The sequence below is a fragment of the uncultured Cyclobacterium sp. genome, from assembly GCF_963977555.1.
Classification (GTDB): domain Bacteria; phylum Bacteroidota; class Bacteroidia; order Cytophagales; family Cyclobacteriaceae; genus Cyclobacterium.
This window is the reverse complement of sequence record NZ_CAXBPD010000032.1, coordinates 11,992-27,310: the sequence shown is the minus strand read 5'-3', so window position 1 is coordinate 27,310 and position 15,319 is coordinate 11,992. Positions and strand designations below refer to the sequence as shown.

14 protein-coding genes are annotated in these 15,319 nt (G+C 37.6%); 1 reads left to right on the top strand and 13 read right to left on the bottom strand.

The genetic code is table 11. From position 1 onward, the window contains the following. Positions 1 to 74: 74 nt before the first annotated feature. Both AAC073_RS24170 and AAC073_RS24165 read right to left on the bottom strand, forming a co-directional pair. On the bottom strand, positions 75 to 800 hold the full coding sequence (locus AAC073_RS24170) for a LytTR family DNA-binding domain-containing protein (RefSeq protein ID WP_339926361.1): 726 nt from the start codon (positions 798 to 800) through the stop codon (positions 75 to 77). Continuing rightward, positions 797 to 1,870, bottom strand: a complete 1,074-nt coding sequence (locus AAC073_RS24165; RefSeq protein ID WP_339926360.1) for a histidine kinase — start codon at positions 1,868 to 1,870, stop codon at positions 797 to 799. The genes AAC073_RS24170 and AAC073_RS24165 overlap by 4 nt, the downstream gene beginning before the upstream one ends. A 291-nt stretch (positions 1,871 to 2,161) precedes the next feature. Between AAC073_RS24165 and AAC073_RS24160 the strand changes: the two genes are divergently transcribed. After that, positions 2,162 to 4,669, top strand: coding sequence for a TonB-dependent receptor (locus AAC073_RS24160; RefSeq protein ID WP_339926359.1), 2,508 nt, complete (start codon positions 2,162 to 2,164; stop codon positions 4,667 to 4,669). A 240-nt stretch (positions 4,670 to 4,909) separates the two neighbouring features. Here AAC073_RS24160 and AAC073_RS24155 read toward each other — a convergent pair whose 3' ends face one another. The 11 genes from AAC073_RS24155 to AAC073_RS24105 form a co-directional block, all read right to left on the bottom strand. Further along, positions 4,910 to 5,911: a glycoside hydrolase family 130 protein gene (locus AAC073_RS24155; protein WP_339926358.1), complete on the bottom strand. Its 1,002-nt coding sequence runs from the start codon at positions 5,909 to 5,911 to the stop codon at positions 4,910 to 4,912. Between the two features lie 122 nt (positions 5,912 to 6,033). Further along, positions 6,034 to 7,455 (bottom strand): OmpA family protein, encoded by a 1,422-nt coding sequence (locus AAC073_RS24150; RefSeq protein ID WP_339926357.1) that lies wholly within the window; start codon positions 7,453 to 7,455, stop codon positions 6,034 to 6,036. 10 nt (positions 7,456 to 7,465) lie between these two features. Next, positions 7,466 to 8,437, bottom strand: a complete 972-nt coding sequence (locus AAC073_RS24145; protein WP_339926356.1) for a deoxyhypusine synthase family protein — start codon at positions 8,435 to 8,437, stop codon at positions 7,466 to 7,468. A 160-nt stretch (positions 8,438 to 8,597) separates the two neighbouring features. Then, the gene (locus tag AAC073_RS24140) at positions 8,598 to 9,227 is read right to left on the bottom strand and encodes an OmpH family outer membrane protein (RefSeq protein ID WP_339926355.1); all 630 of its coding nucleotides are present in this window, start codon (positions 9,225 to 9,227) and stop codon (positions 8,598 to 8,600) included. Positions 9,228 to 9,380: 153 nt separating this feature from the next. Beyond that, positions 9,381 to 10,283 carry a histone deacetylase gene (locus AAC073_RS24135; RefSeq protein WP_339926354.1) on the bottom strand — a complete coding sequence of 301 codons (903 nt, stop codon included), beginning with the start codon at positions 10,281 to 10,283 and terminating at the stop codon, positions 9,381 to 9,383. A 45-nt stretch (positions 10,284 to 10,328) separates the two neighbouring features. Further along, a complete protein-coding gene (locus AAC073_RS24130; protein WP_339926353.1) occupies positions 10,329 to 10,889 on the bottom strand; it encodes a hypothetical protein in 561 nt (186 codons plus the stop codon). A 265-nt stretch (positions 10,890 to 11,154) separates the two neighbouring features. Beyond that, on the bottom strand, positions 11,155 to 11,523 hold the full coding sequence (locus AAC073_RS24125) for a phage holin family protein (RefSeq protein WP_339926352.1): 369 nt from the start codon (positions 11,521 to 11,523) through the stop codon (positions 11,155 to 11,157). A 228-nt stretch (positions 11,524 to 11,751) separates the two neighbouring features. Then, positions 11,752 to 13,218 carry a mandelate racemase/muconate lactonizing enzyme family protein gene (locus AAC073_RS24120; RefSeq protein ID WP_339926351.1) on the bottom strand — a complete coding sequence of 489 codons (1,467 nt, stop codon included), beginning with the start codon at positions 13,216 to 13,218 and terminating at the stop codon, positions 11,752 to 11,754. Between the two features lie 300 nt (positions 13,219 to 13,518). After that, positions 13,519 to 14,511: a 6-phosphofructokinase gene (pfkA, locus tag AAC073_RS24115; RefSeq protein WP_339926350.1), complete on the bottom strand. Its 993-nt coding sequence runs from the start codon at positions 14,509 to 14,511 to the stop codon at positions 13,519 to 13,521. Positions 14,512 to 14,535: 24 nt separating this feature from the next. Beyond that, positions 14,536 to 14,898, bottom strand: a complete 363-nt coding sequence (locus AAC073_RS24110) for a methylglyoxal synthase (protein WP_339926349.1) — start codon at positions 14,896 to 14,898, stop codon at positions 14,536 to 14,538. An 85-nt stretch (positions 14,899 to 14,983) separates the two neighbouring features. After that, positions 14,984 to 15,283, bottom strand: coding sequence for a hypothetical protein (locus AAC073_RS24105; RefSeq protein WP_339926348.1), 300 nt, complete (start codon positions 15,281 to 15,283; stop codon positions 14,984 to 14,986). Positions 15,284 to 15,319 lie beyond the last annotated feature (36 nt).

Below are 15,319 nucleotides of genomic sequence, written 5' to 3'. Positions count from 1 at the left end.
AAATAAAATTCCGATATTTTTACAACATTTTTTCCGCTACTAACTTAGTATGACGATTTATGATGGGTTAATTATCAGTTGATCCATTTATTAATAAACTGCATAAAGCCATCCTTATAGCCCTCACTAACGCTTATATTCATAATCCCCATATTCACGGTGCTTTTACTAATACTGATAATCTGGTCAAGTGAAATGATATAGGAACGGTGAACCCGTAAAAACTGTCCTTCAGGAAGTAAATCCTCCATGCTTTTTAATGTCGTCAAGGAAAGCATTGGTGCATTTTTACCTACCAAATGGACTTTAACGTAATCTTTATACCCTTCTACCAAAACAATGTCCTTTAACATCACTTTGACAAGTTGGTATTCTACTTTTAAAAAAATGTACTCTTCAGCAGTGGCATTGTTCGTAACAGTTTGTTTTTCAAAATATTTTAGCGCCTTTTGACTGGCATTTAAAAACTCTTCATACCCAAATGGCTTTAGCAAATAATCCAATGCATCTACTTTATATCCTTCTATGGCAAATTGGTTGTACGCTGTAGTGAAGATAATTTTGGGAGATTGTTTCCCTTTTCTACCCTCCAAAACTCTTGCCAATTCCATCCCTGTTAAATCCGCCATTTGTATGTCTAAAAACATAAGGTCAACTGCATTGGCATTGATATAGGATAAGGCATCCAAGGCACTATCAAATTTTTCTTCCAAAACCAAAAAACCAGTTTTATTCACAAAATTGCATACCAGATCCAATGCCAGCGGCTCATCATCTACAACAATACATTTGATTTTCATGACAAATCTATTCTTAATTGCGTTCGGTATTCGTTTTCCGGATTGTCCTCATCAATAGACAATTTACATTTATTTCCGTAAATCAAATCCAATCGTCTTTTTGTATTGGTAAGTCCTATTCCGCTGCCCAACTCTTCCTTGCTTTTTGGGTTTGCTGGGAATTTCAAATTTACAGTTTTAAGTTCTAAAATTTTCCCCTCTTGGCTTACAAAAATCTCTATTTTACTCTCTATTTTTGCACTTACACCATGTTTAAAACAATTCTCAATAAAAGGTAGCAAAAGCATCGGTGCTATTGGTATGTCCTCGGTCTTTTCCTGAATATTTAAATTCAACTTTACTTTGTCAGACAACCTTAAACGCATCAACTCTACATAATCTCTTATAAAATCAAGTTCCATACTCAAATAAGTTGTGTCCTTATCTGTTTCATAGAGCACATAACGCATCATCCTTGAGAGTTTTAATATCGCTTTCTGAGCTCTCTCTACATCAATATTTGTGAGTGAGTAGATGTTGTTTAAGGTATTAAAAAAGAAATGAGGGTTTATCTGTGCTTTTAAGTAAGACAATTCAGAACTGACTTTTTCTTGTTCCATTTGTCTTCTCAGGCCAGCGTCTATTTGCCATTTTTCCACTACTACTACGCTGGTGCTTATCCCTAAACCAAACAATAACAGTAGAATGGTAAACAAATCGTAACTAAAATTCCTTGGCTTGGGCACATAGGGTTTCTCAGGCCTGAAAGCATTGTGCATCAATTCTGGAAGGTTAACAAGGTTTTCAAATTGTATGATTATTAGCAAAAACAAAAGTGTAATGGATATGCCTACACCAACAAAGGCCCATGTTCTCCCCTTGAAAAGTAGTTTTGGAACCAACAAATACATGTTGAGGTAAAAGCCAACCATAAGAAAAAAAAGTGTCAGGCCTTGTTTGAACCAGTATTCAATGGGAAGGTCTACCTTCCATGATAATGGGCTTACTACAAAAATCACAATGGCTATAAATACCCATACCAATACGTGGATAAGTAGCGTAATCTTTCTAGGCTTAATAGAATTTGTCATAATGAATAAATTTGGAGTTTGGCTACTCCGAAAGGCAATAATCCGATATAAACATAAAAGAAAGATAATAAAAGAAATGTTCAAATCTACCAAATGGGATAGAATACCGCTCAATAGCCTAAATCAATCTATAAACGCAATGTAAAATCACCAAATTTAATTTAGTCTGCTGTTTTGCGGTTTTTGTCGATGGAACAACCTTACCTATCTATTGCGTTTTTTAATTTGATAAGAAAAAATTTTCTTTGTTGAGGTATTAACGACTTATATCTAATTGAAAAATATATACAAATGAAAGGGTTATCCAAACTATTATTAATTTCGATTATGTTCCTGGCTGTGGGATCTCTAGACAGCTTTGGTCAAAAGGCTACTGAGAAAAAAGAATTTAAGATCTCAGGCAAGGTCATAGACAAGGCTACAGGAGAGCCCATCCCTTATGCTACAGCCTTTTTGAAAGAAGCAGCAACTGATGCTTCAGTTGCTGGAGGCGTTGCCGATGACAATGGCGAATTCTTTTTCAATGTAAAATCAGCTGGGAAATATAAGGTAGAACTTAGTTTTGTTGGCTATGACGCCTATGTGAGAGGAGATGTGGAAGTAGGACCAAACACACCGTCTTTATTTTTAGGAAATCTTGGTCTTAACGAATCGGCTGTTGCACTGGAAGAAGTCACCGTTCAAGGGCAGCGAAATTTGATAGAAGAAAAAGTCGATAGGACTATCTACAATGCTGAAAATGATAAAACTACTGCTGGTGGAGATGCTTCTGATGTTTTAAGACGTGTACCCATGCTAACTGTAGATTTGGATGGGAATGTTTCCATGCGTGGTAGCAGCAATATTTTGGTATTGATTGATAATAAGCAGTCTGCCATCGTGGCCAATAACATTGCAGATGCTTTAAAGCAAATTCCTGCCGAAGAGATTAAATCTGTAGAAGTAATTACTTCTCCCTCTGCTAAATATGATGCAGAAGGTACAGGTGGAGTGATCAATATAGTTACCAAGAAGAACAAATTACAAGGCGCTTCTTTGAACATCAATACCAGTGCTGGTTTGAGGGGATCAAATCTTGGGTTAAATGCAGCATTGAAAAAAGGTAAAATGGGTTTTTCATTGGGTGGCTTTGGCCGAATGGGTTACAATATTCTGGGTAGCTTCGAAAATGAGCAAACACTTTTTTCAGCAGATGGCCCGGCGACTAAAATACTCCAAGGAGCTGAGACCCGAAACAACATGATGTTTGGTAGGTATAATTTTGGCTGGGATTATGAAATCAACACTTATAATTTCATGACCACCTCTGTTAGCTTTGGTTTAAGAAACATGAGAATGAACCAAGATGACCTTTATACAGAGACTTATGTAGAAGATATGTTGGTGAATGAGCTATTAAGAGATGTGAGAACAGACAATCTATCAAACAATGTTGATGTCAGTTACAATTACACCAAATCCTTTGAAAAGAAAGGTAAGGAACTTAGTTTCTCTGGGCTTTATTCAAGAAGCAATAGAACAAACGACTTCGTTAATAGTCTATACAATGAGTCTTTTGATCAAATAATTAGTAGGATCAAAAATGACAATGACAACCTAAACGAGGAGTTTACAGTCCAGGTAGATTATGTGACACCACTTGGATCAAAGGATGAGCAGATCATTGAATATGGTGCTAAAAACATTCTCAGAAAAGCTACCAGTGATTTTGCTTATTTTCGAGCAGAAGGTGCTGATGGAGATTATGTGGAAGATGAAGATGTGGATTTATCCAATAAGTTTAATTACAACCAGAATGTAACTGCTGGTTACCTTTCTTACACCTTGGGGTTTTTAGAGCATTATACTTTAAAAACTGGTGTTAGGTATGAATACACTAATATTGACGCAGATTTCCTTGCTTCTGACCTACCAGCAGACATTCCTTCTTACGGAACAGTGGTGCCCAACATGAACTTTGGTAGAAAATTGGCGAATGGCAATATGTTGAAAGCCGCCTATAACAGAAGGATACAAAGACCTTCATTAAACTACCTTAATCCAAATATTGAGGCAGCAAATCCACAGCAAATTACTCAAGGTAACCCATTGTTGGATCCTGAAATGACTGACAATTATGAATTGTCTTACAGTACATTTATTAAGGGAACTTCTCTTAATTTCACTTCTTACCTTAGAAATACTACAGGTTCTATTCAGCCAATAAGGACGATCCAAGATGATGATGTTATCTTTACCACTTACGAAAATATTGGCAATGAAAGGGCTTATGGCTTGGGTATTTTCTCCAATATTAATATTTCAGGCAAGTTTTCTTTGAATGGATCCATTGATGGCTATTTTTCTCAATTGAACAATGGATTATCAGATCCACAATTGAAAACACAAAACGAAGGATTTGTAATTAGCGGAAGGTTATTTGGTAATTACACCCTACCTAGAGACTGGCAAATTCAAGCCTTTAGTTTCTACCGTGGCAGGAGAGTACAACTTCAAGGTTCAGCAGGAGGTTTTGGTATATATAGCTTAAGTTTGAACAAGCAATTTGCTGAAAAGCGTGGAAGCATAGGATTTGGAGCTGAAAACTTCTTTACTCCTGAGTTTAAAATGAGAAATGAGCTAGTAACCCCTACCATCACCCAAAGTAGTGTAACGGGAATGAAATTCATGAACTTTAAGATAAACTTCTCCTACCGAATCGGTAAATTGAGTGTCGATGGTGGAAAACGAAAGAAGAGAGGGGTCACCAATGAAGATTTAAAAGAAAGTGAAGGAGGATCACCAGCTATGATGAATTAATCGAACAAATGATAAATTAATAATTATTAAAAAGGGAGGGTTTCCAATTGGGAAGCCCTCCCTTTTATTTGGGGAATAAATTAACGAAACGTTAATCCCGAATTAGGTCTTAGGATAACAATTGTCCTTCTGAGTTCAATAAAATGCGGTTTTACCGGCACATAACAATATCAAGCGCTGAAAATTAATAAACCGATGTTAATTTCTCTAAGGTCTTAGCCTTCAACTTGACCTAAAAAATCAATCTCCCTCATAGACCGCGACCGCAATTTTGGAATCTGCTGTACCATAATATAAAAACCATTTTCCCTTATAAGGGACCATGCCCTCAATAAAACATACCAAATTGACTTGCCCCTCTGTTTCATAGGGTTTTTCGGGGGTCAAAAAATAGGTTTCTGATCTATCTACCAATATGCCCGGATTGTCTCTATCAAACAATGCCTGACCCGTCGAATAAGTGCCCGGAGCTAGGGTAGTGTCCCGATTCTCATTCTCTCCTAAGTTCATCCCATTATAAAGTAGTAAAACACCTTCCTCCCTATACAAAGCATAGGGACCAGCTTCTACTAACCTGCTATCAAAATAGCCAGGTCTTGGTTTAAGCACCGATTTTAGAGCACCCTCATCTAATAAGGGGCTCCAGTTAATCAAGTCATCAGAATAAGCCAGAAAAAGATCAGTATCGCCAAAATACATCCAGTACTGGTCATTAATTTTTTTGGCTATAACTTTGTCCCCTTTTCTCTCTGCGACAATGGCTCCTGCTTTACTCCAGGTATCTTTCCATTTTCCTTTCAATACCCGGCCATGTTTTTCCCAATTTTTTAAGTCTATTGAAGTAGCTAACATCAGCCGGGCAACTTCCCCATCATAGCTAGTATAAGTCAAAATATACCTACCCTCCTCAGACTCAACAATCCTTGGGTCTTCAACTCCTCCATCCCATTCTAGTGATTTAAGGCTGTCATTATCGGGGTAAAAGATTGGTTCAGGCAGCTTATTGAAGGTTACGCCATCATTACTCAATGCAAGGCCAATTCTTGAGGTACCATTGTTACTACCAATGCTATCCTCTGCCCGGTAAAGAAGGTTAATTAGGCCATCCTTAACTATTGCCGCAGGATTGAAGACATCTTTTTCTTCCCACTTGACAGACGTACCTAAAATAGGACAGGTAAAGGTAAGGTCTCCGGGAATAAGAACAGGATTCTTTTCATCCAGTTTTACAAATGGTCGCATTTCCCAAGGCTTGGAAGATAATTCTTTTGAGACAACATTTTCATTTGTTTTTTCATTACATGATAGGGTCGCTAGGCATAGTAAAACAATAGATAACCTTAGATTAAACTTTTTTTTACATGTCATTTTATTGATTCTTTAGAAAGCACAAATAGCTCAACTCTTCGATTCTTAATTCTACCAGCCAAATTCGAATTGGTTGCTATTGGTTTTTTTCCTCCCCAACCTTTCGTTAGCAACCTTTCTTTAGGAACGCCCTTTTCTAATAAGAATTCCTTTATCTTATTTGCCCGCGCCAATGACAATCGCGAATTAACATCCTCATTGCCATAACTATCCGTATGCCCTTCTATAGAGATAATCTTTCCCGAATTTTCTATCATATAGGCAGATAACTCATCCAAAGTCGTCAAAGATTCTTTATTAACCAACTCAACAGATCCTCTTTGAAACAATAGTTTCTCTAAAATAAGTGCTTTGCCGACAGCCAAAGTATCTAAACCCTTAGCTAAGCTACGGTCAACTGTTCGATCAACTTGATTTTGTTCAGTCTCCTTTAGATCATTGCTCAAAGGCAAAGGCTTATCAATTCTTTGAATCTCCGGATTATTAAGCTCCTCTTTATCGGCCCTATTTACTGGGTCATCAATCATACCCTTAGAAGAGGGGCCCACGGAGGCATTCCCATTAAAATAAATATTTCCAAACCCATCGCTGGTCTGCGTATTGGTGAAATAAGATCTTCCTCGTTTGGTAACTGGAAGATAATACATATCCATTCCAGCCATTTCTGAAGACCCCAATAATTTAGGTTTACTCCAATTCCCCCATGAATCATCCATTCTCTTGCTGAAGAATACCTCAATACCCTTTTCACTTTCAGCGGAATTGGTGGAGAAATAAAGTGTATCAGCATTTGAGGTGATTGCCGGACTTAGTTCCTGGCTAACGGTATTGATGGTTGCCCCTAGATTTAAGGGTCTTGTCCATGTATTGCCTCTTCTTTTAGAAATATATATGTCTTCATTACCATAACTTCCGTAGGAGTCCATTGATAAAACCATAATGGATCCACTGGGATCTAAGGTTGCACTAAAGTAAGTACCATTGGTTTTAAAACCAGGCATAAGCATTGGCTCGTCTATACTCCACCGGGTACCGTTCCATATGTATCTTTGAATTACCTGTTGATTGTTAAGATTTGCATGATAAACCAGAGCTATTTCTTGGTCTATAAACCCAATGAGCAAGTCATAATAGCGAGTAGATAGCTCAGGAACGGACTGAGGAAACTCAAATGCCCCATCATTTTTTGGAGCAAACCAGACATCACCTGGATCTCCTTTTCCTCCTTTATTGTTTGGGTGAAAGGCCAAGGTAAAATATAGGGTTCCATCTGGAGCTAAAAGTGGTTGCTGCTCGTCATACTCAAGTGAAAAAACACGCTTTAATTCTGTGGTTTGTCCATCAGATTTATGGAAAATAAAAAAAGCAAGCACCGAAATTGTGCTTGCTCTTAAAAATATTGAAAATACTTTGTTCATATTAAACCTTTCATTGTCCCAATACAATAGCGAAAATCAGCGGAGCTACAATTGTAGCGTCTGATTCAATAATATATTTTGGTGTATCTATACCAAGTTTTCCCCAAGTGATTTTTTCATTGGGTACAGCCCCTGAATAGGATCCATAGGAAGTAGTACTGTCCGAAATTTGGCAGAAATAGCCCCACAATGGAATACCATCACGCTGTAAGTCCTGATGAAGCATAGGTACTACACAAATTGGAAAATCACCTGCAATTCCTCCTCCTATTTGAAAGAACCCAACAGTACTTTCTTCTACTGCATTTTCAGTATACCAATCTGCCAGGTACATCATGTATTGGATCCCTCCTTTTACAGTATGTACCTCTTTAATGTCTCCAGCTATCACATGACCAGCAAACATATTGCCAAGTGTTGAATCTTCCCACCCTGGAACCACAATTGGTATATTTTTCTTTGCTGCGGCTAGCAACCAGCTATTTTCAGGGTCAATTTGATATTCACTTTCTAGCTTTCCTGACAACAAGATTTTGTAAAAAAACTCATGTGGGAAAAAATGTTCACCTGCTTTGTCTGCTTTTTGCCACTCTTCAAGAATCACATTTTCGATTCTTCTCATGGCTTCCATTTCTGGAATACAGGTATCTGTTACCCTGTTCATGTGCCTATCGACCAAATCCTGTTCTTGCTGGGGAGACAAGTCTCTATAGTTTGGGATTCGCTCATAATAATCATGCGCCACCAAGTTAAACACATCTTCCTCCAGATTTGCGCCAGTACAGGTTATGATATGGACTTTATCCTGACGGATCATTTCAGCCAAAGAAATACCTAGCTCGGCAGTAGACATGGCTCCGGCTAGCGTAATCATCATTTTCCCATTGTCATCTAAATGAGATTTATACCCTTCAGCGGCATCAATTAGAGCTGCCGCATTAAAATGTCTGAAATGATGTTTTAGAAAATTGGTGATTTCCATTTTTTAAATAAATTAATTGGCCAATAAATAGGTACTAATAATTTCGAATATAAACATCACAGCATTGAATAACAACGTACACTTCTATGCATATGGGATAATAATTCAATAAAAAAGCCCGGAAACCCGGGCTTTTTAAAATATATCAGTGTTAATACCCTTATTTTTCTTCTGCAGGCTCTTCTACTTTTTCTTCTGAGCTACTACTGTTTCCTTTATCTTTGTAATCTGCATTGATACCAGATATAACGTCATCAGTAACATCAAAGTTTTTCTTTGCATACCAAACGCCACCGCCTCTTGTATAGGATAAGATCATTTCAAGGTCATTTGAAGCTGCATAATCATTCAGGTAAACCTGAATCTTATCGTATACCTCATTGTACAAAGCAGTTTCATCCGCAGACAATTCAGCCATAATGTTCTGTCTGTATGTCATAAGATTTTCTTCTTTTTTCATTAACTCTTCCTGCTTTGCCTGTGCTTGATTTCTGGTCATATTACCACCTGTACTTTGAAAACTGGCAACTTCCTGCTCAAATCCTTTGGCCCTGTTGGTCAATTCACTTTGGTATTTATTGCCTTTTTCGGCAATTTCAGCAGACCTTTCTTTGAAATATTCAAAGTTATTTATTACGCTATCTGTAACGATATAAGCAATTTTTATATCTGATATATCTGTCTTGCTTTCTCCTCCCGAAACTGTTTCGTCGGTAGCAGATGGGTTACAAGCACCGATAAGAAGTCCTAAAAACGCAATTGCACTGAATAATGTCGTATTTTTTCTCACTTGATATGAATTTTAAAATTGAATGAGGCAAATATAAGAATTCTTAATCTTTTACAAATTCTAAGGACCTTAATAAATAGAAAATAGCTGAATTTCTATAAGCCAGGTTTTATAAATCCTGAAAAACATATTTAACTCAGCCTATTCTAGTGTTCAAAAAAATATTTCTTGAGCCAATCGAAAAGTATTGGCATGTGCTTCTATGATATTCTTTATCTCCAAAGAATAGCCACCCCCCATGCAACACATGATTGGGATGTCATTAGTTTTTGCTTCAGACAGCACCAACCTGTCCCTTTCTTTACAGCCTTCTAGGGATAAACCCAATCTTCCAAGTTTATCAGTGGCCAAAACATCTACCCCTGATTGGTAGATAATGAAATCTGGGGCAACTTTATCCAATAGTCCTTTTAAATGACTATCTAATAAATCAAGATAGCGCTTATCATCTATTTTATCCTCCAGTGGGACATCCAAATCAGACCGCTCTTTATGCATGGGATAGTTGTGTTTCCCATGCATACTAAAGGTGAAAACTTGTGGATCATTTAAAAACAAGGAGGCAGTACCATTGCCTTGATGAACATCGAGGTCAACTACTAATATTTGCTTTGCCCTATTTTGCGACAATAAGCATTTTGCCGTAATCGCAATGTCATTAAGTAAACAAAATCCTTCCCCCCTATCCTTAAACGCATGGTGTGTTCCCCCAGCAATATTCATCCCAATACCGTCGTCAAGCGCATTTATAGCAGCCATGACAGAACCATTCATAATCTGAATTTCTCTTTCCACTAAATCTGCACTTAATGGAAACCCTGTTCTTCTGATTTCTGCTTTGTTTAACGTAAGTTGCTTTAATTTTTGAAGATATACAGGATCGTGGACAGCAGTGATTAATCCTTCTTCAAGCAGGACCGGTTCAAAGAAATTTTTATTTGTCAATGTCCCTTCATAAACCAACTGCTCCGGCAGTAGTTCATATTTCTCCATGGGAAATCTATGCCCTTCCGGTAAACGGTGCGCATATTTTGTAGACCAAGCTACTTTTAACATAAATGGATTGTGTTTTTAAATAGGTAAATCCCCTATTCCTACCGCTCAGTCCTCTTCTTCTTCCTCCGATTCGAAAGTGTAAAAGGTATCATCTAATTTAAGCGTATCGTCATTGAAGGATTCAATAAACTTTTCGAGGGCCTCTTCGTCAATTGATTCTATGTTAAGGGCTGCATCTAAGCCAATGCCAAAATCATGATTGGTATCTAAACCTAAAAATTCCTGAACCCTGACAGTACCCTCTTCTTCCATGTCCATTATCATTTCTGTAATGAACCAACCTATTTCTTCTTCTTCAGTTTTCAATGGAATAAGGTTTCCATTCTCATCCTCCTCATATTTAATTCCTTTATAATTGGGGAATTTTTTAGCCACCTCATGTTCAGCCAATTCGTAGAGCTCACTTTGATAATGTAGCTTAAGGGTGTAAAGTACGGCGTCATAAATCACGTCTTTGCCTTCATATTTCCCTATGAAATGAAAATTGACATACTCATCCGTATTGTCCTCACTAGGGATAATTTTAAAACTTTTATTGCTAGAAATTAATTCTTGCTTTAGACCTTCTATATTTTCAGGTAAAAAACCATCGTTTGGGTATTTCATTTTCTGAAGGGTGGGTTAATAAATCGCTTCTGCTGTATTTAAGTTACAATAAAATAAAAATTAAATACTACTTCATAGTATCTACTCAATATTTTACAATCTTTTACATTTTAAAAAAAATGCCTTTATTAAAAAAAAATCGGTTAATGGGATAAATAAGCACCTACTTTATATGAAAATCATTTGTTAAGGTAGCACTTACTGGTAATAAGCTATAAAATGCAAATTATTATTTGTTAATGCAAATTCAAGAGGTAATTAAAAATCACTTTCCTAAACGACTGCCCAAGGAAATTCCTAGAATAGAATTCACCAGCGAAAGCACCAAACTGAATAAAAGTGCCCACCAGAAGTTCCCCACTGAAAATCCATTTACAATATCTGCTGCCAGCAATACCATGAGGGCGTTTATTACCAATAAAAACAAACCTAAAGTGAGTATGGTAATAGGGATGGTGAAAAATATCAAGATTGGTTTAACGGTAACATTCAACAAAGCCAAAAGGGCCGCGATCAGAACTCCTGTTAAAAAGTCCTCCACCATTATCCCTGGAAGCAAATAAGCAGTGAAAATAATTACCAGACCAGCAACGGCCAATTGTAAGAGGATTGAAAGAATTTGTTTTGATCTCATTCTACTTATCAAGTATTTAAAATTAACTTTTATAAACAACTATTTAATTGTGCTGAATTCTTTATACAAATAGGTTACATCGAAAAAGCTAAACCCAACAAAAATATTCCCAATTGATATCCGCCTTAATCAATATCCCTACAAGTATAGCAAAACTTATTTGAGATTAAATAGCTAAAAATTAATTATAACAACCCAGTAAATATCACTGGGTTGTTATATGTTAGGTTAGCTCCAGGTTCTGTCCCAAGATTTGATTTCATTCCAATCGTCAGTAGGTGCGAAAAATTGCTCTCCTTCTCTTAACCTTTTTTTAACTTCATCTTCATTAAGTTCCAGACCAATTCCTGGTGATTCAGGCACTGTCACATACCCATCTTTCACAAATGGCTTATCCACACCAGTAACCAGGTCTTCCCACCATGGATTGTCTACTGAATGGTGCTCAAGCCCAATAAAATTATAAGTGGCCGCTGCTGCATGTACTGTCCCCATAAAGGTGATGGGTGAGGCGGCATGATGAAGTGCCATCCCAATTTGGAATTCTTCAGCATAATCCCCAATTTTTTTGGTTTGTAGGTAACCTCCAGCACTTCCTGGGTCAGGATGTACCAAATCTACTGCCCTGGTCTCTATGAGGTCTTTGAAGTTTTTCTTGTGATAGGCATCTTCACCCGTAAGCGTAGGAGTTGATATGGATTCAGTAATTCGCTTCCATTGTTCAGTATTTTGCCATGGTATCAAATCCTCCAACCAAGCAATATTATAAGGCTCAAATGCCTTGGCCAATTTGATCATTTCATTGTATCCCATATGGCCAAAGTGGTCTATTGCCAAAGGTATTTCAAACCCTACCTTTTCTCTGGCCTTTGCAGCATATTCCACCATTTTCTCCAAACCTTTGGGCGTAATTTGAACATGGGTAAACTGATGAGGCGTTTGGGTATAGCTCATGACATCCTTGTCAGACCAACCTCTCATAGGGCCCCAAGGTGACTTATTAGTCAAAGTATCTTTTTGATCCTTGATCAAACCTATTCCAATGTCCATTTTTAACATGGTATAACCCATGTCAACCCTACCCTTCATTTTATTGGCGAACTCGTCTGGGTCCTGTACCGTAGGGGTATCCACATAAATCCTAACCTTGTCTCTAAATTTACCTCCCAATAACTGATACAAAGGAACGCCGTAGGCTTTGCCTGCAAGATCCCATAGGGCCATCTCTACCCCTGAAACACCGCCACCTTGCCTACCATGCCAGCCAAATTGTTCTATGCTTTTAAAGATTTTCTCAATATTGCAGGGGTTCTCACCTAATATCCTACTTTTTAACATCAAGGCATAACGCTTATCTGCACCATCTCTTACATCTCCCAAGCCATGAATCCCTTGATTGGTATAAATTTTTAGTAGGGGAACATTGCCATATTGGGCAATGCGCATATCCGTAATTTTTAAATCTGAAGGATTAGAGGAACGGTTCACTCTAGACGTAGTGTGCGCTAGTGTATCCTCTATGGGTAAAGTCATCATTCCCCCTAAACTCAACCCGCCTAAAGCAGCTTTCTTAAAGAACGACCGTCTCTCATTCTTAGGCTCTTCAAACAATGGCTGTGACCGTTCAGGACTGCCTACATTAGCGCTTTTCTCATCATGATACCGTTGCTGTAGGTGTTGGGTACTTTTTTTCATATTTGATAAGTTAATTTTGGGTAATGTTTAAATATAATTACATATTAACTTACAATATGACTAAAAATGATAGAAAATGAAAATTTCTTCCTAGCAAAACAGCCACTGAATTTTCAGTGGCTGTTATAACTTTAAAAACCTAAACTTTTAAGTTCTGTCAATAAATATTGAGACAAGCAATTTTATGCATATAATAAGGTTCTTTAAATCCCTTCAATCCCTGATATTTGTAAATACTGCTGGAAAAATGGCAAAGAAGATTGCAATTTGATAAAACCTACACAGATCAATGATCTTTTATCAGGTAGAAAGAATTCCAGCAATTCGCAAATCTTCTTCATCTACTTTTTTATCATCTATAATTGCCCTTTTTATGGGCGTAAAGACAATTTTATTGTTAATAATACCCACCATCACATCGTATTTTCCTTGTAAAAGGCCTTCAACGGCAGATACACCCAATTTACTAGACAAAATTCTGTCAAATGATGATGGCGCTCCACCCCGTTGCAGATGACCCAAAATAGTCACTTTTATATCATAAGAAGGTAAGATTTTTTTCACTTTCTCTGCAATTTCTTGCGCTCCACCACTTTTACCTCCCTCGGCTACAATGACGATATTACTCTCCTTTTTTGCCTTTTCCCTGAATTTTAGCCTGTCAATTAATTTCTCAACTGGGAATTTCTTTTCGGGAATTAAAATGGCTGCTGCTGCGCTACCTATACCTGAATTGATGGCTATAAATCCAGCATCTCTACCCATTACTTCTACGAAAAACAGGCGGTCATGAGAGGTAGCTGTGTCCCTGATCTTATCGATGGCTTGAATCGCAGTATTACAGGCAGTATCAAAACCGATAGTTAAATCTGTTCCAAAAAGGTCATTGTCAATGGTGCCTGGAAGACCTACTGCAGGAATTCCAAACTCTTTATAAAACAAGTGAGCACCTGTGAGAGAGCCATCGCCCCCAATCACCACCAATGCATCAATGCCATGACTTTTGAGGTTATCGTATGCTTTTTTTCTACCTTCAGGTGTACGAAACTCTACACTCCTCGCAGATTTTAAAAAGGTACCACCTCTTTCCAGCACATGGGCAATTGATCGACTATCCAATTTACGAATATCGTTGTTGATCATTCCTTCATAGCCACGGTAGATACCATAGACTTCTAAGTTATAATAAAATCCTGCTCGTACCACGGCACGAATGGCGGCATTCATCCCTGGAGCATCGCCACCTGAGGTTAATACTCCAATTTTTTTTATGTTGATAGGTTGGTCTTGCATGTTACTATTCTATGAATTCGTCGCTTATCTTTCGATATGTTTAATCATTAGTTCGGCCCCGGCTAAATTGGTGGCCAAAGGAATATTGTGGACATCACAAATTCTCATTAGCATTTGAACATCTGGTTCATGGGGATGTTTACCTAAAGGATCCCTAAAGAAAATGACCATATCTAACTCTTTCTGCGCCACCATCGCACCGATTTGTGCATCACCTCCTAAAGGTCCAGAAAGCAACTTTTCTACTACGAACCCTGCTTTCTCAATATGTGATCCAGTTGTGCCAGTAGCGACTAGTGTGATTCCTTCCAGTGCTTTTTTAGATCCACCAATAAAATGAACCATATCTGCTTTTTTCCCATCGTGGGCAATTAATGCTATTTTCATTCTTAAATTCTAATTTGGATGCTACTATTATGCGAATAACAAGAAAAAGAGGAATAAAAGTTTACCCCAAAAAAAATAATCTTCTTTATTTCGCACTTTTTTCCAAAAAATACAAAACCATCTGTTCCCATTCTTCAGCTAAGCTTATGTTTGGTTTAGTTTTACCTGCCCTATTGTACCAATAGGAGGCATTTCCCAAATCTCCTTCCTTCCTGTGAAGGTATGCGTGCAAAAATGCAGCATCAACGTCTTCCATTTGATCTATTAGTGCATGGGCCTTATCCCAGTCACCCCTGCCATCCAACCATAGCGAATGCAAGTAAACAGTCAAATCTTCCGGCATAAGCCCTTCTTGAATACTGGCTTTAAATTTTGATAGGTTCATGGTGATTTGTGTTTAGAAAGGCCAAAATAAATACAT

What these genes read in the sequence shown, in the direction of transcription:
- AAC073_RS24170 (WP_339926361.1), bottom strand. Translation starts at nt 800, where the DNA reads ATGAAAATCAAATGTATTGTTGTAGATGATGAGCCGCTGGCATTGGAT.
- AAC073_RS24165 (WP_339926360.1), bottom strand. Translation starts at nt 1,870, where the DNA reads ATGACAAATTCTATTAAGCCTAGAAAGATTACGCTACTTATCCACGTA.
- AAC073_RS24160 (WP_339926359.1), top strand. Translation starts at nt 2,162, where the DNA reads ATGAAAGGGTTATCCAAACTATTATTAATTTCGATTATGTTCCTGGCT.
- AAC073_RS24155 (WP_339926358.1), bottom strand. Translation starts at nt 5,911, where the DNA reads ATGCGACCATTTGTAAAACTGGATGAAAAGAATCCTGTTCTTATTCCC.
- AAC073_RS24150 (WP_339926357.1), bottom strand. Translation starts at nt 7,455, where the DNA reads ATGAACAAAGTATTTTCAATATTTTTAAGAGCAAGCACAATTTCGGTG.
- AAC073_RS24145 (WP_339926356.1), bottom strand. Translation starts at nt 8,437, where the DNA reads ATGGAAATCACCAATTTTCTAAAACATCATTTCAGACATTTTAATGCG.
- AAC073_RS24135 (WP_339926354.1), bottom strand. Translation starts at nt 10,283, where the DNA reads ATGTTAAAAGTAGCTTGGTCTACAAAATATGCGCACCGTTTACCGGAA.
- AAC073_RS24130 (WP_339926353.1), bottom strand. Translation starts at nt 10,889, where the DNA reads ATGAAATACCCAAACGATGGTTTTTTACCTGAAAATATAGAAGGTCTA.
- AAC073_RS24125 (WP_339926352.1), bottom strand. Translation starts at nt 11,523, where the DNA reads ATGAGATCAAAACAAATTCTTTCAATCCTCTTACAATTGGCCGTTGCT.
- AAC073_RS24120 (WP_339926351.1), bottom strand. Translation starts at nt 13,218, where the DNA reads ATGAAAAAAAGTACCCAACACCTACAGCAACGGTATCATGATGAGAAA.
- pfkA (WP_339926350.1), bottom strand. Translation starts at nt 14,511, where the DNA reads ATGCAAGACCAACCTATCAACATAAAAAAAATTGGAGTATTAACCTCA.
- AAC073_RS24110 (WP_339926349.1), bottom strand. Translation starts at nt 14,898, where the DNA reads ATGAAAATAGCATTAATTGCCCACGATGGGAAAAAAGCAGATATGGTT.
- AAC073_RS24105 (WP_339926348.1), bottom strand. Translation starts at nt 15,283, where the DNA reads ATGAACCTATCAAAATTTAAAGCCAGTATTCAAGAAGGGCTTATGCCG.